General features: G+C 71.2%; 24 protein-coding genes. 11 read left to right on the forward strand and 13 right to left on the reverse strand.

Going from position 1 to position 23,231, the window contains the following annotated elements; translation table 11 throughout:
• Positions 1-26 precede the first annotated feature (26 nt).
• Both N8I84_RS04125 and N8I84_RS04130 read right to left on the reverse strand, forming a co-directional pair.
• On the reverse strand, positions 27-845 hold the full coding sequence (locus N8I84_RS04125; RefSeq protein WP_263228209.1) for an SAM-dependent methyltransferase: 819 nt from the start codon (positions 843-845) through the stop codon (positions 27-29).
• A 112-nt stretch (positions 846-957) separates the two neighbouring features.
• The gene (locus tag N8I84_RS04130; protein WP_263234657.1) at positions 958-2,289 is read right to left on the reverse strand and encodes an SGNH/GDSL hydrolase family protein; all 1,332 of its coding nucleotides are present in this window, start codon (positions 2,287-2,289) and stop codon (positions 958-960) included.
• 307 nt (positions 2,290-2,596) lie between these two features.
• On the opposite strand from N8I84_RS04130, the gene N8I84_RS04135 reads away from it, so the two are divergent.
• Entirely contained in the window at positions 2,597-3,064 is a 468-nt protein-coding gene (locus N8I84_RS04135) for a peroxiredoxin (protein WP_263228211.1), read from the forward strand.
• Between the two features lie 462 nt (positions 3,065-3,526).
• Complete coding sequence (locus N8I84_RS04140) at positions 3,527-4,333, forward strand: pectate lyase (protein ID WP_263228212.1); 807 nt, start codon at positions 3,527-3,529, stop codon at positions 4,331-4,333.
• Positions 4,334-4,404: 71 nt separating this feature from the next.
• Here the strand turns inward: N8I84_RS04140 and N8I84_RS04145 are convergent, their stop codons facing one another.
• The 4 genes from N8I84_RS04145 to N8I84_RS04160 all read right to left on the reverse strand — a co-directional run bounded on the left by N8I84_RS04145 (position 4,405) and on the right by N8I84_RS04160 (position 7,742).
• Entirely contained in the window at positions 4,405-5,079 is a 675-nt protein-coding gene (locus N8I84_RS04145) for a hypothetical protein (protein WP_263228213.1), read from the reverse strand.
• A gap of 52 nt (positions 5,080-5,131) precedes the next feature.
• Positions 5,132-7,021 (reverse strand): zinc metalloprotease, encoded by a 1,890-nt coding sequence (locus tag N8I84_RS04150; protein WP_263228215.1) that lies wholly within the window; start codon positions 7,019-7,021, stop codon positions 5,132-5,134.
• Positions 7,022-7,100: 79 nt separating this feature from the next.
• A complete protein-coding gene (locus N8I84_RS04155; protein ID WP_263228216.1) occupies positions 7,101-7,319 on the reverse strand; it encodes a hypothetical protein in 219 nt (72 codons plus the stop codon).
• A gap of 207 nt (positions 7,320-7,526) precedes the next feature.
• Positions 7,527-7,742 carry a hypothetical protein gene (locus N8I84_RS04160; RefSeq protein ID WP_200422987.1) on the reverse strand — a complete coding sequence of 72 codons (216 nt, stop codon included), beginning with the start codon at positions 7,740-7,742 and terminating at the stop codon, positions 7,527-7,529.
• Between the two features lie 231 nt (positions 7,743-7,973).
• Between N8I84_RS04160 and N8I84_RS04165 the strand changes: the two genes are divergently transcribed.
• On the forward strand, positions 7,974-8,366 hold the full coding sequence (locus N8I84_RS04165) for a transcriptional regulator (RefSeq protein ID WP_263228220.1): 393 nt from the start codon (positions 7,974-7,976) through the stop codon (positions 8,364-8,366).
• Positions 8,367-8,527: 161 nt separating this feature from the next.
• Positions 8,528-8,788, forward strand: coding sequence for a hypothetical protein (locus N8I84_RS04170; RefSeq protein ID WP_263228222.1), 261 nt, complete (start codon positions 8,528-8,530; stop codon positions 8,786-8,788).
• 333 nt (positions 8,789-9,121) lie between these two features.
• Here N8I84_RS04170 and N8I84_RS04175 read toward each other — a convergent pair whose 3' ends face one another.
• Positions 9,122-9,580 carry a MarR family winged helix-turn-helix transcriptional regulator gene (locus N8I84_RS04175; protein WP_263228224.1) on the reverse strand — a complete coding sequence of 153 codons (459 nt, stop codon included), beginning with the start codon at positions 9,578-9,580 and terminating at the stop codon, positions 9,122-9,124.
• Between the two features lie 88 nt (positions 9,581-9,668).
• On the opposite strand from N8I84_RS04175, the gene N8I84_RS04180 reads away from it, so the two are divergent.
• Both N8I84_RS04180 and N8I84_RS04185 read left to right on the forward strand, forming a co-directional pair.
• Positions 9,669-10,535 (forward strand): alpha/beta fold hydrolase, encoded by an 867-nt coding sequence (locus tag N8I84_RS04180; RefSeq protein ID WP_263228226.1) that lies wholly within the window; start codon positions 9,669-9,671, stop codon positions 10,533-10,535.
• A 56-nt stretch (positions 10,536-10,591) separates the two neighbouring features.
• A complete protein-coding gene (locus tag N8I84_RS04185; RefSeq protein ID WP_263228228.1) occupies positions 10,592-11,047 on the forward strand; it encodes a hypothetical protein in 456 nt (151 codons plus the stop codon).
• A gap of 178 nt (positions 11,048-11,225) precedes the next feature.
• Here the strand turns inward: N8I84_RS04185 and N8I84_RS04190 are convergent, their stop codons facing one another.
• A complete protein-coding gene (locus N8I84_RS04190) occupies positions 11,226-11,756 on the reverse strand; it encodes a hypothetical protein (RefSeq protein WP_263228230.1) in 531 nt (176 codons plus the stop codon).
• 226 nt (positions 11,757-11,982) lie between these two features.
• Here N8I84_RS04190 and N8I84_RS04195 point away from each other — a divergent pair, with 226 nt between their 5' ends.
• The 3 genes from N8I84_RS04195 to N8I84_RS04205 all read left to right on the forward strand — a co-directional run bounded on the left by N8I84_RS04195 (position 11,983) and on the right by N8I84_RS04205 (position 15,638).
• Positions 11,983-12,483, forward strand: coding sequence for a hypothetical protein (locus N8I84_RS04195; protein ID WP_263228232.1), 501 nt, complete (start codon positions 11,983-11,985; stop codon positions 12,481-12,483).
• A gap of 496 nt (positions 12,484-12,979) precedes the next feature.
• Positions 12,980-14,536 carry a phospholipid carrier-dependent glycosyltransferase gene (locus tag N8I84_RS04200; RefSeq protein WP_390899018.1) on the forward strand — a complete coding sequence of 519 codons (1,557 nt, stop codon included), beginning with the start codon at positions 12,980-12,982 and terminating at the stop codon, positions 14,534-14,536.
• A 130-nt stretch (positions 14,537-14,666) separates the two neighbouring features.
• The gene (locus N8I84_RS04205; RefSeq protein ID WP_263228233.1) at positions 14,667-15,638 is read left to right on the forward strand and encodes an ATP-dependent DNA ligase; all 972 of its coding nucleotides are present in this window, start codon (positions 14,667-14,669) and stop codon (positions 15,636-15,638) included.
• A 32-nt stretch (positions 15,639-15,670) separates the two neighbouring features.
• On the opposite strand, the gene N8I84_RS04210 is transcribed toward N8I84_RS04205, so the two are convergent.
• The 3 genes from N8I84_RS04210 to N8I84_RS04220 all read right to left on the reverse strand — a co-directional run bounded on the left by N8I84_RS04210 (position 15,671) and on the right by N8I84_RS04220 (position 18,203).
• Entirely contained in the window at positions 15,671-16,060 is a 390-nt protein-coding gene (locus tag N8I84_RS04210) for a DUF6479 family protein (protein WP_263228234.1), read from the reverse strand.
• Between the two features lie 110 nt (positions 16,061-16,170).
• Positions 16,171-17,478 carry an MFS transporter gene (locus N8I84_RS04215; protein ID WP_263228235.1) on the reverse strand — a complete coding sequence of 436 codons (1,308 nt, stop codon included), beginning with the start codon at positions 17,476-17,478 and terminating at the stop codon, positions 16,171-16,173.
• Positions 17,479-17,591: 113 nt separating this feature from the next.
• Entirely contained in the window at positions 17,592-18,203 is a 612-nt protein-coding gene (locus tag N8I84_RS04220) for a LysE/ArgO family amino acid transporter (RefSeq protein WP_263228236.1), read from the reverse strand.
• A 67-nt stretch (positions 18,204-18,270) separates the two neighbouring features.
• Here N8I84_RS04220 and N8I84_RS04225 point away from each other — a divergent pair, with 67 nt between their 5' ends.
• On the forward strand, positions 18,271-19,176 hold the full coding sequence (locus N8I84_RS04225; RefSeq protein ID WP_263228237.1) for a LysR family transcriptional regulator ArgP: 906 nt from the start codon (positions 18,271-18,273) through the stop codon (positions 19,174-19,176).
• Positions 19,177-19,243: 67 nt separating this feature from the next.
• Here the strand turns inward: N8I84_RS04225 and N8I84_RS04230 are convergent, their stop codons facing one another.
• Positions 19,244-20,104 (reverse strand): cache domain-containing protein, encoded by an 861-nt coding sequence (locus N8I84_RS04230; RefSeq protein WP_263228238.1) that lies wholly within the window; start codon positions 20,102-20,104, stop codon positions 19,244-19,246.
• Positions 20,105-20,490: 386 nt separating this feature from the next.
• Between N8I84_RS04230 and N8I84_RS04235 the strand changes: the two genes are divergently transcribed.
• Positions 20,491-21,693 (forward strand): ABC transporter substrate-binding protein, encoded by a 1,203-nt coding sequence (locus tag N8I84_RS04235; protein ID WP_263228239.1) that lies wholly within the window; start codon positions 20,491-20,493, stop codon positions 21,691-21,693.
• 46 nt (positions 21,694-21,739) lie between these two features.
• On the opposite strand, the gene N8I84_RS04240 is transcribed toward N8I84_RS04235, so the two are convergent.
• Complete coding sequence (locus N8I84_RS04240) at positions 21,740-23,227, reverse strand: FGGY-family carbohydrate kinase (protein ID WP_263228241.1); 1,488 nt, start codon at positions 23,225-23,227, stop codon at positions 21,740-21,742.
• Positions 23,228-23,231: the final 4 nt, after the last annotated feature.

A 23,231-nucleotide genomic window follows, 5' to 3' on the forward strand; every position in this document is an offset into this window, starting at 1 on the left:
GACCCCCCCCCGGTGTGGGTGGCCCGTCAGCGGAGTCGTCCCACTCCGCCGAACTCGATCCACTCCTGGGTGAGTTGGCGGGGAGCGACCTCGGAGTCCGGCCGCCAGGTGGAGACCTCCACCAGACCGGGCTCCAGGATGTCCATGCCGTCGAACCAGGCCGCCACGTCCTTCTCCTGGCGTACCCGTCCCCAGTGCCCCTGGGTGGCCTGGTCCATGAAGTCGGTGACGAACTCGCGGACTTGGGCGTCTTCGCTGACGAGCTGGCACATCACCATGAAGCTGCCGGGCACGAGCCGCTCGGCCACCCGGCGGACCAGGGCGGGCGGTCCGTCGGTCTCGCTGTCCGGGATGCAGTGCATCACCGAGTTGAAGAGCACGGCGACCGGCTGCGAGAAGTCGATCAGGCGTCGGGTCTCCGGGTGAGTGAAGATCGTATCGGTGTCCCTCATGTCGGCCTGGATGACGACGGTGCGCTCGTCCTGCTCCAGCAGGGCACGGCCGTGCACCAGGACCATCGGGTCGCTGTCGACGTACACGACGTGCGAGGTCGGGTCGATGCGCTGGGCGACCTGGTGGACGTTGTCCTGGGTGGGCAGTCCGGATCCGTGGTCGAGGAACTGGCGGATGCCGTACTCCTGCGCCAGCGTCCGCACGACCCGCTGCAAGAACCGCCGGTTGTTCAACGCGAGCGCCCGCGTGCTGGGCACGACCTTGTCGAGCTCTTCACACGCGGCCCGGTCGGCCGCGTAGTTGTCCTTGCCGCCCAGGTAGTAGTCGTACATACGGGCGGCCGTCGGCACCGTGGCGTCGATCGACGTGGACAACTGCCTGCCAGACTGCATCGTTCCCCCAGATCCGGGCCGCGCCGTCGAACCGGCTAGGCGGGCACACCATCCTAGGGAACCGGTGTTCGCCGGTGCCAGTCCCCGAACGAAGGACACCACGCCAACTCGGCTACCACTCCTCCGTGTTACGGAAGAGGGCCGCAGGGACTGCCGTGGCCAGTGCGCGGTACCCCTCCGGGTTGAGGTGCAGCCAGTCGCCGACCTGGAGACCCGGCCTGAGCCGCCGGGGGTTGTCGGGGTCACGCACGACGCGGTCGAAGTCGACGACCGCGTCGAAGTGCCCGCGGGCCCGGATCCAGGCGTTGACCGTCTGCCGGGTCGCCTCCCTGAGGCCGTCGGGGTCGTCGTACGCGGTGTTGCCGCCGAACGGCAGCAGAGTGGCGCCGTACACGCGGATGCCCTGGGCGTGCGCGCGGACGACGATCTGCTGGTAAGCGGCGATCAGGTCGTCGGCGACGGCGTGCTGGGCGGCCGGGGTGGCCGCGGCCGTGCCGATGTCGTTGACACCCTCGAAGACGACCAGCCAGGCGACGCCGCTGTGAGCGAGGACGTCGCGGTCGAGGCGGGCGAGGACATTGGGGCCGAGGCCGTCGTTGAGGACGCGGTTGCCGCCGGCGGCCTGGTTGAGGACCGCGACGCCGGCGGTGGCGGGGCGCGCCCTCAGGCGGTCGTAAAGCTGGTCGGGCCAGCGGTCGTTGCCGTTGGTGGTGGAACCGCGGCCGTCGGTGAGGGAGTCGCCGAGGACCGCGACCGCGGCGGTGGGGCGGTCGGGGACGACTTCCACGTCGCTGAGCAGGTACCAGTGGTCGACCGGAGTGGCTCCCGGAAGGTCCTCGTCGCCGGTGTGGTCGCCGGCTGTGAGGTAGGAGGTGGTGCGGGAGCCGGGGTGGGAGGTGAGAGCGAGGGAAGCCTGACCGGTGGCCAGATAGGTGGTGACCGTCAGATTCGAGCCGGGCCGCAGGGTGAAGTCCAGGGGGTCGGAGACCATCTGGGCGCCGACCGGGACGGTGATCGACTCCCGGCCGGCGAACGTGATCCGTCGCGTCGTGCCGGGCCGGACGGCGCTGACGCCGGCCCGGCCGTCCGCCGGAAGTGCCACGGACACCCTGGTGAGCGGCAAGGGGGTCGTGCCGAACGCGTTGGAGAACCGGAGGCGGATGCGGGAGCCCCCGACGGTGACGTGGACCGTCTGCCGCAGGGTGGTGTCGACGAGCACGGAGTCCTTGCCTGTGAAGGGCGCGGGCGGCATGTTGGCGGGCTCCGTCAGTTGCGGCATCGCCGTCCAGGTGCCGACCCAGCCACGGTCCGGCGGGGCGGCGGCGGCAGACGGACCGGTGTGCCGCTCCGCCGCGCCGACCACCGTGGATGTGGTGACGAGGCAGAGGGCGAGCACACCGACGGCGAACAACTGGGAGAGCGGCGCTCTGGTCCACAACTTCATGTTTCTCGACACGGTCACGAGCAGGGTGCCGCCTTCCTGTTGACGACGGTCTCGGTGTGGTGGCGAGCGTCAGGTCGTTGCTTGGGGGCCCTTTGGGATGGTGGCATGGCCATGCCTGACATGGAAGCGCTCCCACAGAGGTCACCGAATCTCGCCCCGACCGAAACTTTCGAGGTCACGGCCCCGGCGCGGCCACGGCGCCGACGGCAGCGGACCCCGGCGCACGCCCGATGGACCGTCCCGTAGGATCGGCCCGGGCAGGGCCCAGGACGGGCGCCGGCATCGGCGAGGAACAGGAGATCCAGTGATGGCGGGTCGTGTCGACGTGGGCGCCGAGGTCGAGGACTTCACCCTCCCGGACGAGACGGGTACGGAGCGGCGCCTCAGCGAACTCCTCGCCGACGGGCCGGTCGTGCTGTTCTTCTACCCCGCCGCCCTCTCCCCGGGCTGCACCGCCGAAGCGTGCCATTTCCGGGACCTGGCCGCCGAGTTCGCGGCCGTCGGCGCGCGGCCTGTCGGCATCAGCGGGGATGCGGTCGACCGGCAGCAGGAGTTCGCCGGGCGCCACACGCTCGGCTTCCCGTTGCTGTCGGACGCGGACGGCACCGTCCGGGAGAGGTTCGGAGTCAGACGGGGCCTCTCCCTGGCTCCCACCAAGCGCGTCACCTTCGTCATCGACCAGGACCGGACCGTCCTCGAGGTCGTGCGCAGCGAACTGCGCATGAGCGCGCACGCCGACCGCGCACTTGCCGCGCTGCGGGCCCGCAGCAGCTGACGGCCGGAGCCTCGATCCGCAAGGAATCACAAGCGAGTTGAGGGCCCGGACCGCTCGGCAGCGAGCGGCCCGGGCCGATCCGTGTGCGGCCGCATCGGCACCCCGCCCCCGTGCCGGACCTTGCCGGTCACAGGAGCCAGGCCGAACGTGTTCTGCGCGAGGCGTTGACCAGAAAGCGCTTGCCCTCTACGGTCCGTTCAGCAGCGTGAACCAACTGCCGTACCTCATATGCGAGATGAGAGAAATCGGGAGCCGGGCAACCTGGAGATCTGGGGAAAGTGCACTCCCCGCGTCAGCCAACTGCCCTGCACCACCATCGCTGCGTCCGCGCGGAGTTCCACATGGCGTACGTCCATCACGCATCTGAACACACGACGACGGGCGAGCACACGCCGTCTCGGTGACCCCCGGCCCGGGCGCCGGAGAGCTGTGACCACCCCCCACACCACAAGGAGTCGTTCCATGACGTCACCAGCACGTCCGCGCGCCCGTCGGCGCGCACTGACCGGCACCCTTGCCGCCGTCGGACTGTCGGCTGTCATGATCATGACTGACGGGGCCCTGTCCCCCGCGAGTGCCGCCACCTGGCCCACCGCGAACGGCAGCCAGGCCGTCACCAAGACCATCCCGATCTCCGGCACCAAGGACTACGGGATGAAGCGCCTCTACGGCAGCGGAGACCTGGGCACCGGCGGCCAGAACGAGGACCAGGATCCGATCCTCGATCTGGCCCCCGGCGCCGTCCTGAAGAACGTCATCATCGGCGCCCCGGCCGCGGACGGCATCCACTGCGAGGGCAGCTGCACCCTGCAGAACGTCTGGTGGGAGGACGTCGGCGAGGACGCGGCGACCTTCAAGGGCTCCTCGTCGTCCAACGTCTACACCGTCACCGGTGGGGGCGCGAAGGAGGCCAGCGACAAGGTGTTCCAGTTCAACGGCGCCGGAACGCTGAACGTGTCCCACTTCGCGGTGAAGAACTTCGGCAAGCTGGTCCGCTCGTGCGGCAACTGCAAGACGCAGTACAAGCGCACGATCAACCTCAACACCATCGAGGCGACCTACAAGGGCACCGCGCTCGTCGGGATCAACACCAACTACGGCGACAGCGCGACACTGAAGAACATCACCATCGTCGGGGACAGCAGCAAGAAGATCGTCCCGTGCCAGAAGTACATCGGCAACAAGACGGGCGCGGAACCGACGAAGAACGGCACCGGACCCGACGGCACCTACTGCAAGTACAGCGCGTCCGACATCACCTACCGCTGAGCCCGCTCCCCTCCCCCCACAAAGAAGGCCCGCCGCCCCGTGGTTCGGGGCGGCGGGCCCGGGCCGCCCGGTCAGTGGGCGGGCCAGCCGTCCAGGTGGCGGTGGAGGGTTACGGTGGGCCGCTCATCGCCCTTGGGGGCGTTCGCGACCGCGTCCCGCAGCACGGCGTTCACCTCGGCGGCCAGGGCGTCGGCGCGCGTCTTGAGGTCGGTGGCCGGCAGGTTCGAGCGGGTCAGCGCGTCCAGCCGCCGGTGGATGTCGGCGAGCCGCCGCTGAGTCGCCTGGTCCAGCGTGAAGGGGCGGGGGGTGGATACGACGAACTGGTAGGCCCCGGCGAGGGTCTGGCAGCCGTCGCAGTGCTCGTTGACCGCGTCGCCCCGGTTGACCGCGGTGAGATGCGTGTGCTCCCCGGCCATCGTGACGATCTGGAAGGACAGCGCGACCGACCGGCAGTGGTCGTCGACCGAGCAGCCCACCCCGACGGCGTTCGCCTGGTTGCGTACGCTCGCGGCGTCGACCGTGCCGAGCTGGCGCACGGTGAAGGAGTCCCTGGTCTGTGTGTGGTGCCGGAAGTCGGCGCGGCTGAACGTCTGGTCGCTGGCGACCGCGGTGTGGTGCGGCATCCCGGTCGCCGCCTGGGCCGGGACGGCCGTCGCGAGTCCGGCCGCCCCGGCGGCGAACAGCCCGACGCGGACGGCGCGCCTGGTGAGGGCGGATTGGGGACGGGCTTTGCGGTGCTGGTTCATATGGTCTCCCGCTGGAGTGGTGTCGTTGGACCCCGGGCCCTGGCCGGGGCGATCAAGAGGCGGTGGGCGACGGCGATCCGGCCGGCGGCGCGCTCGAACTGACCGGCGCGGACGGGCTGTCGGCCGGGGACGACGGAGCGGACGGCGTGCCGGAGCCGGGCACCGCTGAGGCGGAGGTGGGCGGCTGCCCGCTCGCGGCGGGACTGCCGGACGGCCCACCGGCCGTGCCCCGCGGTGACGCCTTGGAGTCGCTCGGGTGCGGACTCGCCGAAGTCGACGGACCGGCCGCGGCCGAGGGATCGGCCGAGGCGTTCGGGGACGCCGTGCCGGACGGCACGGTGGTGGCCGTGGCCGAGGGTGTCGCGCTGTGCCGGTCCGGGAGCGTGGCGCGCCGGGCGGGCGGGGGCGACGTGGACACGCCGGGCTGCAGGATAGGGGCGATCGGCGGTTGCTTCGGCAGCGGACGCGGGGTCAGACCCGAGACCCAGGCATAACTCAGGCCGCCGAGGCCGATCAGCACCAGGGCGCACAGTGCCAGGCGCAGCCGTGGCCGGCCTGCCGTCGCCTTCGCGCCTCCCCTCCACAGGCGCCCGCCGAGCTTCACCGACAGGTAGACCACGCCGGCCATCGGGCACAGCAGCATGACGCAGCCGACCACGCCCATCAGGCCCGCCGCGATCTGGCCGTGTGCGAACGCGCCTCCGGTGCCGAGGAGTTGCTCGGCCAGCGAGCGGATCATCGTGGTGGTGATCCGGGGCAGGTTCCACAGCGCGTAGCCGAGTTCGCCGATGATCAGCGGCACCATCGTCAGCACCCAGGTGGCGACGATGGCCCGCGCGGACTTCTTGAGCGCGGCGACCTCGGCACGGGCCCTGCGCCCCGCGGCCCCCGGGACCAGGCCCAGCAGGATCGGCTTGATCTTGCCGTAGAGGTCGGGAACTCCGGCGAGGTCGCCGAGGATGTAGTAGCCGTCGAGGCGTACGGCCGGCATGAGCTGTTCGAGGATCTCGAAGTGGCCGAGATAGACGGCGGCCAGGAAGAACGCCTGGCCGCTCAGGGCGTAGGCGCCGGCCATGGCCAGCATGAACACGACGTTGAAGTAGACGCCGCCGAGGTCGGTGCGGAGCCGGCCGCCCCTGCCGATCCGATAGACGTCGGTGACGTCCGTGTACATCGAGGGCCAGATCAGGAACAGCCCGCAGCCGATGCAGCCGGGTCGGGCGCCGCCGTAGCGGCACGCGGAGGCGTGGCCGAACTCGTGGAACACCAGAGAGGCCACGGTCAGCACGAACACGACGAGCAGCAGGACCGGTTGGTCCAGCACCTGCAGCACGGGGGTGATCGCGCCGAAGAACACGAACAGCCACACGTCCAGGACGGCGACGCCCGCGAGCACGGCCGCCACGACCAGGGGGCGGTGCAGCCAGGCGAACGCGCCGGCGATCTTGGCCACGCGCCGCTCGTCGAACAGGACGCGGTGGCCCTTGAGCGCGAGGAGCAGGTCCGACCGGGGCGCAAAAACCTGGTCGTCCTCCTGCCCCTCGGGGACCGTCACGCCGAGTGGCTCCAGCTTGTTCTCGATCAGATAGCGGATGTTGTCCGCGCTGACCTCGCGTCCGAACCGGGCGCTGACCCGGTGGGCGATCGTCTCGAGGTCGCGGCCGCCGTCGATCGACGACGCGACCAGATGCAGCAGCCGTGTGAGCTGCACGACCTGCCCGTCCCCCCGACGGGCGATGTACCGGGGCTCGGTGAACCCCGATCCCTGGTACTCGCCGTGCAGTTGGAGCCCGGCGCTCAGCCGCGGTACGAGCGGCTTCTCCGGGCCGACGACGGGGAGGTCGCCGGTGGCGACCTGCTCGTACGTCACCGGGATCCCCCCGGGCCCCGGCACCGGTCCGGTGTCGTACAGTGCCGCGGCGTTGTCCCCCAGCAGCGTCATGTGCGCCTTTCCTCCCCCCGAGTGCGGACCGCGCCTGCCCCCGGCGCGGTCCGCGGAATGTGCCCTCGTGGTGCGGGGGTTACTGGTGGATGGTGATGGACTGCGTGGCCTGGGACTCGGCGACCGACCATGCGGAGTGGTCGTTGAGCGCGGCCGACTGGTTGCTCGCGGCGACGTTGGCGACGTGCTTGGTGACGTTCACCGTCTTGCCGAAGCTGAACTTCAGCCGGCCCAGGGCCTCGCGGCCCGGCAGCAGCTCCGCGGTCTCGGCGTCCAGCTCGTGGGCGTTCATGCTCATGGCGTGTCCTTTCTCGAAGACGTTCGTTGTACGGCGTGGTGGGGCCGGGCGGACGCGAATCGCCGCCCGGCCGATGTGGGGTGACAAAACGTCAGGTGTTGCCGCCCGGTGGTGGTACCGCCGCGGCGAGCGGAGGTGTGGTGAGGTGTCGCCGCGGCGGTACCGGGTGCCGCACGGTGCCGGGGCGCCGGGCCGTGCGGCACCGGATCACTGGGTGATGTTGATGGACTGGGCGGCACCGGAGTCCGCCACCGACCACGACGAGTGGTCGTTGAGCGCGGCCGACTCGTTGTGCGCGGAGACGTTGGCGACGTGCTTGGTGACGTTCACCGTCTTGCCGAAGCTGAACTTCAGTCGGCCCAGGGCCTCGCGGCCCGGCAGCAGTTCGGCGGACTCGGCGTCCAGCTCACGCGGATCCATCATGGTCGATTCCCCCTCGGGGTTCGCAATGCGGTGCCGTCGGACACGGTCAGGTCCCCCCGGATCGTGTCCAACTCCGTCGGACGGGCTGTCCAACGAGATTGGACACTACGGGCCGAGGCGGGTGTGACGCAAGCGGTTCGGGAGAACACCTTCCGTCACGCACCCAAGTCGCCCCTAGAATGATCCGACGCGGAAGAGTTCCGCCCGGCGGCGAGCAGGAAGTGACCATCGGTGGCCAACGCACTGCAGCAGATCATCCGCGACCGGCTGGACAGTGAGCGCTGGTCGTACGGCGACGTCGCCCGCCGCGGAGGCATCCCCCGCTCGACGGTGCACCACCTCGCCACGACGGACCACATGGCCCGGATGCCGCAGCCGTCCACCCTCGAGGGGCTGGCCCAGGGCCTGGCTCTGCCGTTGGACACCATCCGCCGGGCAGCCGCCGAGGCCTGCGGCATCCACCTCTACGCCCCTGCCGCCGAACCGGCGCAGGCGTCCGAGGCCTCCCGTGACCCCGAAGTGGACGTGCTCATCGCAAGCGTGCAGCGTCTGTCGGCCGAGGACCGCCGCCATGTCGCGGCCCTCGTCGAGTCACTGCTCGGCCGGTCCTCGGACGCGCCCTGAGCGCGCCCGGGCGAGCGGGGGTACGGCGAGCGGACTCCCGCCCCACCGGTCACTTGCACCAGAAGACGTCACTTCCACCCGAACACGCATGATCCGCCGCTAGTCTCTCCTCCTGCCCGGGGCCCCGTGAGCCGCACGCCCCGGGTTCTCTGGGGGGAACTTTGCTCTTCGTACACGGCGGCCCCACCACCGCCATCGTCAAGGGACCGACGGGAGAATCCGTGGTCCTGCTCTCCGGCGAACTGCCGGCCGACCTCACCGACGCCGCCATCGGGGAACTCCTGGATCTCGCGGCGGCCGTGCTCAGCGAGGAGGAACTGACCCTCTTCGACCAGTGCCTCGCCCTGCTGCGCCGCGGTGAGGGCCCCACGCCGCAGCGCATCGAGATCAACGGGGCCGTGCTCACCGTCTACCGCGAGTGAGCCGCGCTCTGGGCCGCCGGGCGCCCGGGGGACCCGCTCGTACACAATTCCAACTGCGGAGAGCATAGTTCCGCACGCCCGACAGAGGCACGATCAAGCCATGGCAACGCCTCCGCGCCGTCCCTCCGCTCCCCCGGCACGCCGATGAGCCCGGCCCGCATCCCCGGCCTGATCGTGCCGTTGGTCTTCCTGTGCGCCCTGGTGGCCGGCGTGTTGTGGTACTGGCGGCATCGCGGCGACTAGGTGTACTGATCACCAGTGCCGCGGCCGCCCGGCGTGCCGGCGGAGCATCGCGGTTCGCCGGCGGTGCGCCCCGGGGGGCGATACAGGTGGCTACTTCTCCTGACGCGCCGTCACCAGGACGGACTGCGTCGTCTGCAGGAAGCGGCGGACGGCGTCCAGTTCGTTCTCGTCGAACTCCCCTTCCGCCGCGACCAGCCTGCTGATCAGCGGACCGAAGAAGGACCAGCCGAGGTCGGTCGCCTGGTCGGTGACGGCGAGGAGGACCCGGCGCCGGTCGCGCGGGTCGTGTCCGCGGTCGACGAGGCCCCGCCGCTCCAGCCGGTCGACGACGGCCGTGACGGCCGAGGAATTCAGCCCCAGCTGCGCACCCAGCCGACCGGGCGTGGCGTCGGTCCCCGTCCGGTCGAAGTCGAGCAGGTGGATCAGTGCGCGCAGGTCAGTGGGGTGCAAGCTGTTCCGCGCGGCGAATTCGGCGCCGAGCAGGTCGAGTTCGACGGTGATGCCGCGCAGCAGGTGCACCAGTTGCAGACGCGGGTCGCGGTGGTCCACGTGGCGCCCTTCCGTTGTGGATATCTCAGTGAGTGAGTATATCGTTCAGTGACGTAGTTTCGAATGCCGTTTCGACCGGGGAGGTCCCATGTCCGCTGCGGCGCGTTTCCGCAGTTCGGAAGCCGAGGAGCGCTTTCTGTCGGCGTACGACGCCGTGCTGGGGAGCTGGCCGGTGCAGGTCGAGTCCGTCGACGTACCCACCACGTACGGGACGACGCGCGTGAACTCCTGCGGCCCGCACGACGCACCGGCGCTGGTCCTGCTGCCCGGCGGAGGCGCCACGTCGACGGTCTGGCTCGCCGATGTCGAGAGGCTCAGCGCGCGGTACCGGGTCCACGCGGTGGACACCATCGGCCAGGCCGGACGGAGCATCGCGGACGGCCGCGTGGCGCGCGACACCGGCGATCTGACGGCATGGCTGGACGAGGTGCTGGGTGAGCTGGGGATCGAGCGGGCGGCGTTCTGCGGGCACTCGTACGGGGCCTGGCTGTCCCTCACCTACGCCCTGCACGCGCCGCAGCGGGTGAGCGGGGCCGTGCTGCTGGATCCCACGCGCTGCTTCGGCGGATACCGGGCGCAGTACCTGCTGCGGGCCGCGCCGCTGTTCCTGAAGCCCGGCGAGCGGGCGGCGCGCGGGTTCCTGGAGTGGGAGACGGGTGGGGCGACGGTGGACGAGGGGTGGCTGGAAGTGACCGTTCGCGGCACGGCCGGATACGTCCCCAAGATCGTCGATCCTCGCCCGCCCGGCCCGGAACTCCTGCGCCGCTCCGTAGTTCCCCTGCTGGTCGTGCTGGCAGCCCGCAGCCGCGCGCACGACACCCGCACGATCCGTGAGCGCGTACGGGAACGAGCGCCGCACGCGCGGATCCATGTGCTGCCCACAGCGACCCATCACACGCTGCCTCTCGCCCATGCGCAGGAGATCGACCCACTGGTCCTCGACTTCCTCGCCTGAGCGCCGTCCGCCCTCGCCGAGTGGCACGGCGACGCCACTCGCTACTGTGACGGGCCATGACGCATCCGCATCTGCCCACCACCGAGTCGGCCGTCACGGCGATACGTGAGATCGCGCAGGAGTACGGCCTGGCGATGACCGCCACCCACGACATCGGCGCGGACCGGACTTCCCACCGCGCCGCGGCCGGGGCGTTCGCGGTTCTCGATCCGGACGGTTCGCTGCCGCATGAGGCGTTCGTCGAGCTGGGAGGCTCACCGGCCGTCACGGTCCAGCTCTTCCCCGACGAGGACGCGAAGATCACTGTCGACGACGTGGATTTCGAGGATCTCCCCCGGGACGTGGTCCCGGCGTTCCTGCGGTCCGTCTACGGCGGTCTGGCCTATGTGACGGGGCGGTTCTTCCCGCCCGGCCAGTGGCTGATCGTGCCGCTGCCCGGGGACGAGACGTACAAGGAGCTGATCCTGCGCACCTCGCTCACCCCGTGGCTGGCCCGCTCATTCCGAAGCTAGTGCCCCGGCAGGCAACGTTTGCCCGTCAAGGAGCGGCGTCCGGTGCGTGCTCTGGGGGTACCCCCTGCTCGAAGAGCTTGGGGGAGTGCCGGCCGGAAGCCCTCGTACTGGACGTACTTGGGCTTTCGGCCGGTGTGGCGAGAGGGCGTGCCGGGCGTCGCGCCGGAGGTTCCGGCGCTCAGTGCTGGCCGCGCTCCGCCTGTTCGCGCAGGAACGTGCTGATCTGGCCGGCCAGGGTCTCGGAGGTGCCGTCGGCGCGGGTGGCCGTGCCCTGCGGGCCGTCCGGGACGGTCATGTCGCCGGACCACAGATACCGGTCCGTCCATTCGTCGTCCGCCTTCAGCTGGACCTGGATGTCCACGAGGCTCAGGGCGGATTCCGGGGCGGCGGCGTACAGGACGGCGGTCGCACGGCGCAGCGGATAGACGTCGAAGCCCTCGATGAAGTGCGAGTTGCGCCAGTCGAGAAATGCGCTCTCGCCGTCCGGACCGGTCCGCACGTCCAGTTGACCGTCTTCCAGATGGATGCCGACCGGTTCCGCCGACCGGTTCTCCACGGTCACCCTGAAGCGGAAATAGGTGAGGCCTTCGGCCGAATCGTCACGCCCACGCGGCGGCTCCGCCTTTTCCAGCCCGTGGACACGGACACGCAGCCCGGCATGCTCGTCCCCGCATTCCTGCCAGTCACCGATCACATGGGGCTCGTGCACGGTCCACCTCTCCACTTCCGGCCACGTTCCTATCCGCGTACGCAACAAAGTGTCAAATGCAACCAAGATCGGACGGCCGATGGATTTCCCTGGCTAGATCACCGATCAAGCCGTGCCCAGCATGAATCGCTTCAGCGCCGTGGGAAAGGCGATCGCGTACGTGTCGCACATCACGTGCACGACAGGCCGGGCACCGGGCCCCCGCACCGCTGGCACACTGCACGTCATGGCCCCGATCACGCCCGCCCGCGCCCTTCTTCTGCTCGTCACCGGGCTGGTCTGTCTGACCACCGCGAGCGGTGCCCTGATCGGCGCCCTCTTCGGTGGCGCGCGGGCCGCCCTCGTGGCCGCGGCCTGCGGGGGCGCGGCGGGCGCACTCGGCGCCCTGGTCTTCCGCCGGCGTGCGCTGGCGCACTTCGACGCGGCCCGGCGGCACGCGGGAATGCGTGGCTACGCGGAAGGGATCGCGCACGGAGTGCTGGTGCACGTCGCCGCGTACGAGGCCGCGGTCTTCCCCCGTACGGGCCCCCTCGGGGTCACCCACGAGGAGCGTGCCGCACGGCGCACCCTCGCCTATCGGATGGCCGCTCTGGACGAGGTGCCCCAGCGTGTCCGGGAGGTCGCGGCGGACGCGCTGGCGGTGCTCGACACAGCCGACCGCACCCGCGCCGAGGAGGTCCTCGCCCAACTCGCCGCCGTCGTCCGGGAGGAGTACGCCCGCCCGTGACCGGTTACACGGCTCCGGCGGATTTCCGGCCGACCGCACCGCCCGTGAGTCAATTCGCGACACCCTGTGCAATACGCCGCCGGGGCGACAACCGTCCACTGCCGCAAGGGAATTGATCCCTGGGTGCTGCGGTTTCGGGCATTCGCGGCAAGGGAGCCGCCCGCCTCCGTGATCCGCACGGTCGGTCGGGGCGGCGTGCGCGCATCCGCGTCCTTCCGGACACGACACGCGCGCGATTGAGCAAGGTCATGCCGTGTCGACGTAGCAAGGGTCATGGCAGCATGCAGGGGCGCGGACCGCTCGGACGCGACGTACGACCCGGGGGCGCGGACGATGACGCACGACCAGCAGCCGCCCGTCACGTCCGACGGCGCCGGTCCCCGGAACCGGCCGGCACCCCCTCCCGGGCGGACGCCGGAGGCCGGGTCGCCGGGCGGCGCTGCGGCGGCACCGGCGGCCGCTGCTGGTGCTCGCGGTGTGCGCGCTGCTGGTCCAGATGGCGTTCGCCATGGCCACCACCGCGGTGCGGCAGACCCCCACCATCGACGAGCCCGTGTATGTCGGCACGGCCGTCGTGTACCTGCGGGAGCACAGTCTGCGCTTCAACCCGGAGCACCCCCCGCTCGGCAAACTGATCATCGCGACCGGCACGGTCTTCGCACACCCGCGCCTCGAGCCCGGTTTCCGGGGCGATCAAGGAGAGTTGGGGCGGCGGCTGCTGTACGCCTCGGGCAACGACCCGTGGCGGGTGATGTTCTGGGCCCGACTGCCGGTGATGGTGATGACGCTGCTGTTCGGGCTGGTGGTGTTCGGTTTCGCCCGCGAACTGACCGGCTCCGTCGGCGCTTTGGTGGCGCTGGCCCTGTACGCGTTCTCGCCCGACCTGATCACGAACGGCTCCCTGGCCACCCTGGACGTGCCCGCGGCGGGCTTCGTGGTGACGGCGGCCTGGATGGTGTGGCGGGCGCGGGGGCGGCCGCTGCCGTATCTGCCGCTCGCCGGGGTGGCGACCGGGGCGGCCGTGGCCACGAAGATGAGCACGCTGCCCGCGGTGCCGGTGCTGCTGGTGCTGGCCGGTTGGTCGTACTGGCAGGCACAGGGCGCCTGCGTGGCACGTCCGCGGCGTGCGGCGCGTGCCGGGGCGGCGGCCGTCGGGGTCGCGCTGGTCCTCGTCGCCGTCGTGTGGGCCGTCTATCTCGTCGTCGACCCCCGGCTGCGGTGGACGACACCCCCGGACACGCCCGCCGTGCACGGTCCGGGCGCCCTGCTCGTCCACGCGTTGCCGTTCCCGGAGCCGTACCGCGACGGGATGAGGATCCAGTTCGGGTTCGAGAGCGCGCAGTGGCGCGGCTACCTGTTCGGCCGGCTCTACACCGGCAACCGGTGGTACTACCTGCCGGCCGCGCTGCTGGTGAAGACGCCGCTCGGCATGCTGGCCCTGTGGCTCGGCGGGGCGGTGACCATGGCGGTGGTGCCCCGGCTGCGCCCGGCCGTCCCGTATGTGCTGCTGGTGCCGGGTGTGCTGCTGGCCGCGGCGATGCAGGGCTCACGCGACCTCGGGGTGCGTTACGCGATCTTCGTTCCGGTGTTCCTGGCCGTCGCGGCGGCCTGCGTGCTCGCGCAGCGGCAGCAGTGGGTGTACGCGGTGACGGCGGCCCTGGTCACGTTCGTGGCGGTCAGCTCGGTGCGGACGTACCCGTACTATCTGCCGTACTCCAACGAGGCGTTCGGCGGGCCGAAGAAGACGTATCTCAGGCTGCACGACTCGAACGTCGACTGGGGCCAGGACCTCGGACGGCTGGCGGACCGGCTGCGCGAGCGGTACCCGGACGAGAAGAGCGTCTGGCTCGTCTACAAGGGCAGTGGTGTGCCGTCCTGGTACGGCGTCCACGGGCGCGACCCGCTCAGGGTGCCTCCGAACCGGGTGCACGGGCTGCTCGTCGTCTCCGACACGTCGATCGCCAAGGCCGATGCCCGGCTGAAGCAGCTGATCCGCGGCAGCAGGGCGATCGACGACGTCGGTCACTCCATCACGATCTTCCGGCGGCCCTAAGGCCTCTCGTTGCATGACGAAAGGCCCTGGGGTCCTTGCAGACGACCCGAACCGAACAGCGGGGCCCCGTTCGGGGGAAATCGTACGGCCGGGACGCGTGAGGGTGTGCGGCGGTGTCCACAACTGACCCGTGAGACTGCCGCTGATCGCCCCCATGCTCGCCTGCCCCGGCACTCTGCCGCCCGCCGGGCAGGACGCGCAGTGGGCGTACGAGACGAAACAGGACGGCCAGCGGGTGGTGGTCTATCTGCCCGGCGACGGCGGTCTTGAGCTACGGGCCCGCTCGGGCGAGGTGATCACCGGCGCGTACCCCGAACTGCGGCCGCTGGGCGGCGCCCTGGGCGCCACGACCGCCGTGCTGGACGGCGAGGTGGTGGCGCTCGACGAGCGGGGGCGCGGTGACTTCCAGCGGCTGCAGTCCCGGATGGGCCTCGCCCACTCCCCCGCCCTGGCGGCGCGCCGCGCGGTGCAGATCCCGGTGCACCTGGTGCTGTTCGACGTCATGTTCCTGCGCGGCGAGCGCCTTCTGGCGCTTCCCTACGCCCGGCGGCGGCAGCTGCTGGAGGGGCTGGCGCTGGCCGGTGCGTACTGGTCGACGCCGGGGGCGATCGTCGGCCACGGGGCGCGGGCGCTGGAGGCGACCCGGGAGGCGGGTCTGGAGGGGCTGGTGTGCAAGCGGCTCGACTCGGTCTACGAGCCGGGGGTGCGGTCCCGTTTCTGGATCAAGATCCGCAACGTGCGAGCCGTCGATGTGATCGTCGGCGGCTGGCTGCCCGGCCAGGGACGGCTGCGGGGACTGCCCGGGGCGCTGCTGGTGGGGCAGCGGGCCGAGGCCGGGCGGCTGCGCTACGTCGGGCGGGTGGGCACCGGCTGGAGCGAGGGCGAGCGGGCCGAACTCGCCCGGCTGCTGGAGGCGGTGAAGACCTCTCGGTGTCCGTTCGAACGGGATCCACGGGTGGCGGGGGCCCGCTGGGTCCTGCCGAGACTCGTCGGCGAGGTCCGCTACAACACACGCACCCGGTCGGGGCTGCTCCGACAGGCCTCATGGCTGCGGCTGCGCCCGGACCTGGCGCCGGAGGACGCGGCGGCCGACCTGCCCTGACGTGACCTGCGGTGAGGTGGTCGGCGTCCGGCTCACACGTGGCCGGGGCCGCCGCTGCCGAAGCCGCCGCTGGAACCCGGATGCCAGCGCTTGCGGTGCTGATCGTCGCACCGCTTGGACGCCGCATGGTGGAGCTGGTAGGGCATGAGCCGGTCGCTCTCCTGTCCCGCGATCGGCATCTCCTCGGGCTCCCGGACCTCGCGCTCCTCCAGGACCGGCCCGCCGTCGGGCAGGCGCGGATGCTCATCGGGGCGGGGCGGTGCGGGTTCCCGGTCGCGGACGGACATGCCGAGCCGGACCGCCCAGACCAGCGCTCCGGCGACGATCACGCCCACGAGAATGAAGAACACGCTGAGCATCCACTGGGAAGCAACGCGGTCGTCGCGAGCAGCAGCCTGTATTGCAAAGCCCACCGTATTCATATGTTGACGATACCCCGCTCGAAGGGAATGCGCGCGGAGAGTATTTCCTGGTCAACCCGTGAATCACTGTGCAATTACGGGTGGCGTGTATCGGGGCGTGGATTTTGAATTCAGATCCGGTATGTGCGCAGTGAGGGCGTCGCCAAGGCCAGGACCAGGGTCGCCGCGATGACCAGCAGGCCACCGCCCGCGATGGCGGCCCGAGCGCCGAGGACCGAGCCGGCGGTGCCGTGGAGCGCGTCGGCGAGGCGTGGTCCGCCCGCCACGACGACCGTGAACACGCCCTGCATCCGGCCGCGCATCTCGTCGGTGGCCGCCGACAGCAGGATCGCGCCGCGGAAGACCATCGAGACCATGTCGGCCACACCGGCGAGCGCCAGGAACGCGACGGCCACCCAGAGGTTCGTGGTCAGGCCGAGGCCGGTGATGGCCGCGCCCCAGCCGATCACCGCTGCGATCACCATGAGGCCGTGGCGGCGGGCGCGGGAGAACGTGCCGGACAGCAGGCCGCCGAGCACCGCTCCGACGGGGATGGCGGCGAACAGCAGGCCGAGGGCCAGTCCCTCCCCGTAGGGCGCGAACGTCTGCGCGGCGAGTTGGGGGAACAGGGCGCGGGGCATGCCGAGCACCATGGCGATGATGTCGGCGAGGAAGGACAGCAGCAGCACCTTGTGGAGGGAGATGTAGCGGAAGCCCTCGGCGATCGCCTGCCAGCCCGCCCGGCTGTTCGCCGCGGCCGCCTGGGGCGGCAGGGCGGGGAGCCGGACGACCGCCCACACCGTGGCGCACAGGGCGAGGGCGTCGATCAGGTAGAGCTCGGACAGGCCGATCACGGGGATCAGGGCGCCGGCGAGGAGGGGTCCGGCCACCAGGCCGGTCTGCATGACGGTGGAACCGAGGGCGTTGGCGGCGGGGAGTTCGTCCGCCGGGACGAGACGGGCGATGGAGGCGTTGCGGGCCGGGGAGTTGAGGCCGAAGAAGGCCTGCTGGAGGGCGAGCAGCACCATCAGGACGACGACCGATCGCAGGCCGGTGGCGGCCTGCACCCAGAAGAGCACCGAGGTGACGGCGAGGCCGGAGTTGGTGATCAGCAGCAGCCTGCGGCGGTCCATGCTGTCGGCGATGGCGCCGCCCCACAGCGCGAAGAGCGCGAGCGGCAGCAGGCCGGCGAGGCTCGCGTACCCCACCCACGCCGACGAGCCCGTGATGTCGTAGATCTGCTTGGGCACGGCTACCGCGGTGAGCTGGCTGCCGACGGCAGTGACGATCGTCGAGGACCACAGGCGGCGGTAGGCGGGGCGGCGCAGCGGGCGGGTGTCCATCGCCCAGCGCCGCCAGCCGCGAGCCCTGGCCCGTGCCGGTTGCGGGCCCTCTTGCGGGGCCGCTCCGTTGTCGGTCGTGCTCTCGCTCGTGTCCACGGACTTCCTTGCCTCGTACACGTTTCAATTCCGGGTTCACTATCACCGATCCGCGCGACGGACGGACACCCGGGTCGCTCCTGCGGCCTCGGCGGGCCGGGAACGGCGGCGCCTCAGGCGCCGGCGACGAGCATGCCGCCGGTCGCGATCATCGTCGCCGCCACCAGGCCGTCCAGGACGCGCCAGGAGGACGGGCGGGACAGGAAGCGGGCGAGCAGCCGGGCGCCGAAGCCGAGCGAGGCGAACCAGCACAGGCTGGCCAGGGCCGCGCCGAGACCGAAGGTCCAGCGCAGCGCGCCGTGGCCGGCCGCGATGGAACCGAGCAGGAAGACGGTGTCGAGATAGACGTGCGGATTGAGCCAGGTCATCGCCAGGCAGGTGAGGACCGCACGCCTCCAGGAGCGCTCGGAGGCGCCCTCCACCCGCAGCACGGAGGGCCGCAGGACCCGGCGGGCGGCCAGAGCGCCGTAGCAGAGCAGGAAGGCACCGCCGATCCAGCCGACCGCGGTCAGCGCCGCGGGCCAGGCGGCCACGAACGCGCCGACCCCGCCGACGCCCAGGGCGATGAGCGCCGCGTCGGACAGGGCGCAGATGCCGACCACGGCGAGCACGGCCTCCCGGCGGATGCCCTGGCGCAGGACGAAGGCGTTCTGGGCGCCGATCACGACGATGAGGGACAGGCCGGTGCCGAACCCGGCGGCCAGGGCGGTCAGTGCGTGGGGCATGCAGGGGACGCTAAGGAGGAGCGGCGTCCGAAGTACAGCTAAATGTTCTTACGTACCATTAGCCGACGTGATGACGGAGCTTCCCCTGGACCAGGTGCGGACCCTGCTCGCGGTGGTGGACGAGGGCACCTTCGACGCTGCCGCCCGTGTCCTGCACGTGACGCCCTCGGCGGTCAGCCAGCGGGTCAAGGCGCTGGAGCAGCGCACCGGGCGGGTGCTGGTGACCAGGACCAAACCCGTGCGGCCCACCGAGTCCGGCGAGGTCGTCGTGCGGTTCGCGCGCCAGCTTGCCCAGGTGGAGGGGGACGCTCGAACCGCGCTGGGCATGACCGGCGCCGGGGAGACGACGCGCCTGTCCATCGCGGTGAACGCGGACTCGCTGGCGACCTGGTTCCTGCCGGCGCTCACCCGTGTGGCCGACGAGCTGGACATCGGGTTCGAACTGCGCCGCGAGGACGAGGCCCGTACGGCCGCCCTGCTGCGCGAGGGCCAGGTGATGGCCGCGGTCACCTCGTCGCCGGACCCGGTCGCGGGGTGCGGTGTGCGGAGCCTCGGGCGGATGCGGTACATGGCCATGGCCGGCCCCGGGTTCGTCCGGCGGTGGCTGGCGGGCTGGCCCGAGGTACCGCTGCGGGACGTGCTCGGCGGAGCGCCGGTCGTCGCCTTCGACCAATACGACGACTTCCAGGACCGGTTCCTGCGGGAGCTGCGGCCGTCCGGTGGTGCGCGCGGGCGGCGGCACCTCGTCCCGACGTCGGAGGGTTTCGTGGACGCCGTCGCGGCCGGAATGGGGTGGGGCATGGTGCCCGTTCAGCAGGCCGGGCCGCTGCTGCGCGCGGGGCGGCTGGTGCACCTGGCCGAGGACCGGCCGGCGGACGCGCCGTTGTACTGGCAGCAGTGGAAGCTGGACTCGCCCGCGCTGGCGGCGGTGGCCGCAGCGGTCGCTGCCGCGGCTGAGGAGGCGCTGGGCTAGGGCCTGTCCGACGTCGAGCTGATCCGAAAGACGGGCCCTACAGCTGACGCGTCGGGCGGCAGTCCCGTCAGCCCTCCGCCACGACGAGGACGAGCGGGATGTCGTCGCACGGGACGAGCCGCAGCCCCTGGTGGCGCCCCGGTCGCGCGTCGGCGAGGAGGGCGCCGAAGTCGGGACCCTTGGTCAGGGAGCCGACCAGGTGGGCCGGGTCGGCCGAAGCCGCCACCCGGCCGCGGGCGTTGACCAGGTGGGCCGGTGCGGGCAGCCGTCGCAGCAGGGGCATCACGGCCGCCTCGAAGTGCCGCAGATACACGTCGGCGGCGGCGACCCCGGCGAAGCGGCCCTCTACGTGGACCGGCGCGGACAGGGTCAGGCTGTACTCGTCGGAGCAGAGGTAGTCGACGTAGGGCCCGGCGACCGCGCGGCGGCCGGTGTCACGGGGCAGGGCGAACCAGTCCCAGTGCGTGTAGTCGGAGTACGCCGACTGCCGCGGGTCCAGATCGAGCAGCAGCGGGCGTACCGAGCCGTCGCCGCGGGTCTGCCACCACTCCAGCCATGCCGGGACGTCGGTGAGTAGACCGGGTGCCGCGACGAAGCCGACTCCGGAGACCAGCTCCTGCCGGGCGAGGTGGAGATGCAGCCCGGGGCGCAGCGCCGCGAGGTCGGCGGTCGCCGGGCGGTGGCCCCGGGCGCCGATGCGGGTCAGCAGCGCCGTGGTGTCGGCGCGGACCTGGGCGACGGTGTCGAAGACGGCCTCCAGGGTGCCGCGCACCCGGGCCGCGACACCCTTGTCCGTGACCGGATCGAGGAGTGCGGTAGCCGCGCCCGTACGGCTGCTGCCGCGGCTCGCGGCCGCGCTCGGACCCGTCGGGGCGGGGGGCGGGACGAGGCAGGGCGAGGAGCCGGGCTGCTTCAGGGAGTCGGACATGACCGCGACCGTATACGTCCGCTTCGCCTCGCCGCATCTTGACTGAGCGTCAACTCCATTATCTCCTCCAGAAGTTGAACCGGACGGCAACGCTCCGTAAGGTGTTGGCCACACCGTCGCCCGTAGGCACCACCCCGACCTGCGGGCGAACCCTGGGCAGGGTCACCGACCCGCTCGCGACCTGGAGCATCGTCCGTGGACCACCGCACCCTGTGGCGACCGGAGCCGCTCCTGTCATCACGCCACCCCTATGCGGGTGCGGTGCACGACCCCACCACCGTGCCGCTCATCCGCGTCGCATCCTGTACGCCTGCGCACCCACTGTCACCCACCGTCACACTTTCACCTCCGATTCCCCCCACTCCCCCACACCCGTGGAGACTTCCTTGCGTCTGAACAGATCCCTCAAAACGACGGCCGCCGCCTGTTCCCTTCTGCTCGTGAGTGCCTGCGGACTGTTCTCCGAGTCGAGCGCGTCGTCCTCCTCGGCCGGCTTCAACCCTCCGGACTTGAAGGCACAGTCGGAACTGGGCCGGACGGAGGGGCAGGTGAACCTGATCTCCTGGGCGGGTTATGTCGAGGACGGGTCCTCGGACCCGAAAGCGGACTGGGTCACTCCCTTCGAAAAACAGACGGGATGTCAGGTTCACAACAAAGTGGCGGCCAGCTCGGACGAGATGGTCAAACTGATGAAGACCGGCGCCTATGACGCCGTCTCCGCTTCGGGCGACGCCTCCCTCAGGCTCATCGCCTCCGGCGAGGCGGCCCCGGTGAACACGGACCTGGTGCCCAACTACAAGGACGTCTTCTTCGGACTGAAGAACCAGAGCTGGAACTCGGTCGACGGCACGGCGTACGGCATCCCCCACGGCCGCGGCGCGAACCTGCTGATGTACAACACCAAGGAGGTCTCGCCCGCACCGGTCTCCTGGTCCGCGGTCTTCGACGACGCGGCCGAGTACAAGGGTCACCTCACCGCTTACGACTCGCCGATCTACATCGCCGACGCGGCCCTGTACCTGCACGACACCCAGCCGGGACTGGGCATCGAGAACCCCTACGCGCTCGACCAGAAGCAGTTCGAGGCGGCCGTCGACCTGCTGAAGCGGCAGCGCGCCAACGTGGGCGAGTACTGGAGCGACTACCTGAAGGAGATCGCCGCCTTCAAGAGCGGCGACTCCGTCATCGGCACCACCTGGCAGGTCATCGCCAACCTCGCCCAGAGCGAGGGCGCCAAGGTGAAGGCCGTGCTGCCGCAGGAGGGCGCCACGGGGTGGTCCGACACATGGATGCTCTCGTCCAAGGCGAAGCACCCCAACTGCGCCTACAAATGGATGAACTGGATCATCTCCCCGAAGGTCAACGCGGAGGTCGCCGAGTACTACGGCGAGGCGCCCGCCAACATCAAGTCCTGCGACCAGACCAGCGATCCGGCCTTCTGCGACACCTTCCACGCCACCGACGAGAGCTACTGGAAGGACATCGCGTTCTGGACGACGCCCATCGAGCAGTGCCTCGACGGCCGCAGGGACGTCAAGTGCGTGCCGTACGCGAAGTGGGTGCAGGCCTGGACCGAGATCAAGGGCTGAGCCGGCTCCGAAGGGCGTCCGCCGTGCCGCCCCCGCGCGGCGGACCTCACGCCGGCGGGACCTTCGCGGTCGCGCGCTGGTGACGGGCGAGCGCGTGCCCGATGTCACGGGTCGCCGGGTACAGCCGCAGATACAGGTCGTAGAGGTCGTCGTAGCGGGACCGCGGGCCGGTGTCGGGAGCGACGCGCTCGCGCACCGGGTTCCAACTGTCGATGTCGGTCTCACCGATCGCACTCGCCGCCAGGAACGCGGCACCGTAGCTGGCGCCGAGCGTGACGGTCCTGATCTCCTGTTCGAGGCCGGTGACATCGGAGACGATACGGGTCCACAGGCCGCCGCGGGTGCCTCCGCCGACGGCGACGACCCGGCGGATGTCGGCACCGGCCGCGCGCATCGCCTCCACGTTGTGCCTCACGCCGAACGCGGTGGCCTCCAGCGCGGCGCGGTAGAGGTCGCCGCGGGTGTGCTCCACGGTCAGTCCGGCGATCACTCCCCGGGCGTCCGGGTCGGCGACCGGGGTCCGCTCCCCCGCGAAGTAGGGCAGCATCAGCAGGCCCCTGGCGCCTGCCCCGGACGCCTCCGCCTCGGCGAGCAAGGCGTCCGGGTCGTCCTCCCCGAGCAGGTCCCGCAGCCAGTCGGTGATCACCCCGGAGGTGGCCATACCGCCCGCGAGGCTGCGCGTTCCCGGCAACGCGCCGACGGTGCTCCACAGTTCGGGCACGAGCAGCCGCTCCGACACGGTGTTGATGAGGAACATGGTGCTGCCATACATGAGCATCAGGTCGCCGGTGTGCTGGGCGCCGACGCTCAGCGCCTCCGACCAGGCGTCGATCGTCCCCGTGACGACCGGGATGCCGGCGGGGAGGCCGGTGGCCGCGGCCGCGTCGGCGGTCACCTGGCCGGCGACGTCACCGGGCCAGCGCAGGGGCGGCAGTTCGAGGTCCGGTGCGATGCGGCGCGCCCAGGGCCGGTACCAGTCCTGGGCGGTGGAGTCGTACAGCGGCACGGACTGGCTCGCCGAGTGGTGGTCGAGGACGTAGCGGCCGGTGAGCCGGTTGACCAGGTAGGAGTTGGGCATGTACAGCCGCCGGGCGCGGGCGGCGACATCGGGGCGGTGCTCCGCGAGCCAGGCGATCTTGGGGCCCACCGCCTGGGTGGACAGCAGGGATCCGCAGCGCCGCAGGACGGCGTCGCGGCCCAACTCGGCGTTCAGACGGGCGATCTGAGCGGTGGCTCGGGTGTCGACGCCGTAGAGGATCGCCGGGTGCAGCGGGGTGTCCGTCTCGTCGGCGAGGGCGACGCAGGGGCCCATGCCGCTGACGCCGACCGCGTCCACGACGGTGCCGGGGGCCAGCAGTTCGTGGGCGAGTGAGACGAACTCGTCCCACCAGACGCGGGCGTCCAACTCGACATGACCGGGTGTGGGGCGGCTGACCGTGTGCGGGCGCGTGGCCGTGCGGAGAACCGTTCCGTCCTCGTCGACCAGCACCCCTTTGCCGCTGGACGTTCCGATGTCGACACCGAGCACCGTCATGCGT

This window comes from Streptomyces cynarae (assembly GCF_025642135.1).
GTDB lineage: Bacteria > Actinomycetota > Actinomycetes > Streptomycetales > Streptomycetaceae > Streptomyces > Streptomyces cynarae.

What these genes read in the sequence shown, in the direction of transcription:
- N8I84_RS04180 (WP_263228226.1), top strand. Translation starts at nt 9,669, where the DNA reads ATGTCCGCTGCGGCGCGTTTCCGCAGTTCGGAAGCCGAGGAGCGCTTT.
- N8I84_RS04150 (WP_263228215.1), bottom strand. Translation starts at nt 7,021, where the DNA reads ATGACGCTGCTGGGGGACAACGCCGCGGCACTGTACGACACCGGACCG.
- N8I84_RS04145 (WP_263228213.1), bottom strand. Translation starts at nt 5,079, where the DNA reads ATGAACCAGCACCGCAAAGCCCGTCCCCAATCCGCCCTCACCAGGCGC.
- N8I84_RS04125 (WP_263228209.1), bottom strand. Translation starts at nt 845, where the DNA reads ATGCAGTCTGGCAGGCAGTTGTCCACGTCGATCGACGCCACGGTGCCG.
- N8I84_RS04195 (WP_263228232.1), top strand. Translation starts at nt 11,983, where the DNA reads ATGGCCCCGATCACGCCCGCCCGCGCCCTTCTTCTGCTCGTCACCGGG.
- N8I84_RS04160 (WP_200422987.1), bottom strand. Translation starts at nt 7,742, where the DNA reads ATGATGGATCCGCGTGAGCTGGACGCCGAGTCCGCCGAACTGCTGCCG.
- N8I84_RS04130 (WP_263234657.1), bottom strand. Translation starts at nt 2,289, where the DNA reads ATGAAGTTGTGGACCAGAGCGCCGCTCTCCCAGTTGTTCGCCGTCGGT.
- N8I84_RS04185 (WP_263228228.1), top strand. Translation starts at nt 10,592, where the DNA reads ATGACGCATCCGCATCTGCCCACCACCGAGTCGGCCGTCACGGCGATA.
- N8I84_RS04155 (WP_263228216.1), bottom strand. Translation starts at nt 7,319, where the DNA reads ATGAGCATGAACGCCCACGAGCTGGACGCCGAGACCGCGGAGCTGCTG.
- N8I84_RS04240 (WP_263228241.1), bottom strand. Translation starts at nt 23,227, where the DNA reads ATGACGGTGCTCGGTGTCGACATCGGAACGTCCAGCGGCAAAGGGGTG.
- N8I84_RS04140 (WP_263228212.1), top strand. Translation starts at nt 3,527, where the DNA reads ATGACGTCACCAGCACGTCCGCGCGCCCGTCGGCGCGCACTGACCGGC.
- N8I84_RS04210 (WP_263228234.1), bottom strand. Translation starts at nt 16,060, where the DNA reads ATGAATACGGTGGGCTTTGCAATACAGGCTGCTGCTCGCGACGACCGC.
- N8I84_RS04200 (WP_390899018.1), top strand. Translation starts at nt 12,980, where the DNA reads ATGGCGTTCGCCATGGCCACCACCGCGGTGCGGCAGACCCCCACCATC.
- N8I84_RS04230 (WP_263228238.1), bottom strand. Translation starts at nt 20,104, where the DNA reads ATGTCCGACTCCCTGAAGCAGCCCGGCTCCTCGCCCTGCCTCGTCCCG.
- N8I84_RS04220 (WP_263228236.1), bottom strand. Translation starts at nt 18,203, where the DNA reads ATGCCCCACGCACTGACCGCCCTGGCCGCCGGGTTCGGCACCGGCCTG.
- N8I84_RS04135 (WP_263228211.1), top strand. Translation starts at nt 2,597, where the DNA reads ATGGCGGGTCGTGTCGACGTGGGCGCCGAGGTCGAGGACTTCACCCTC.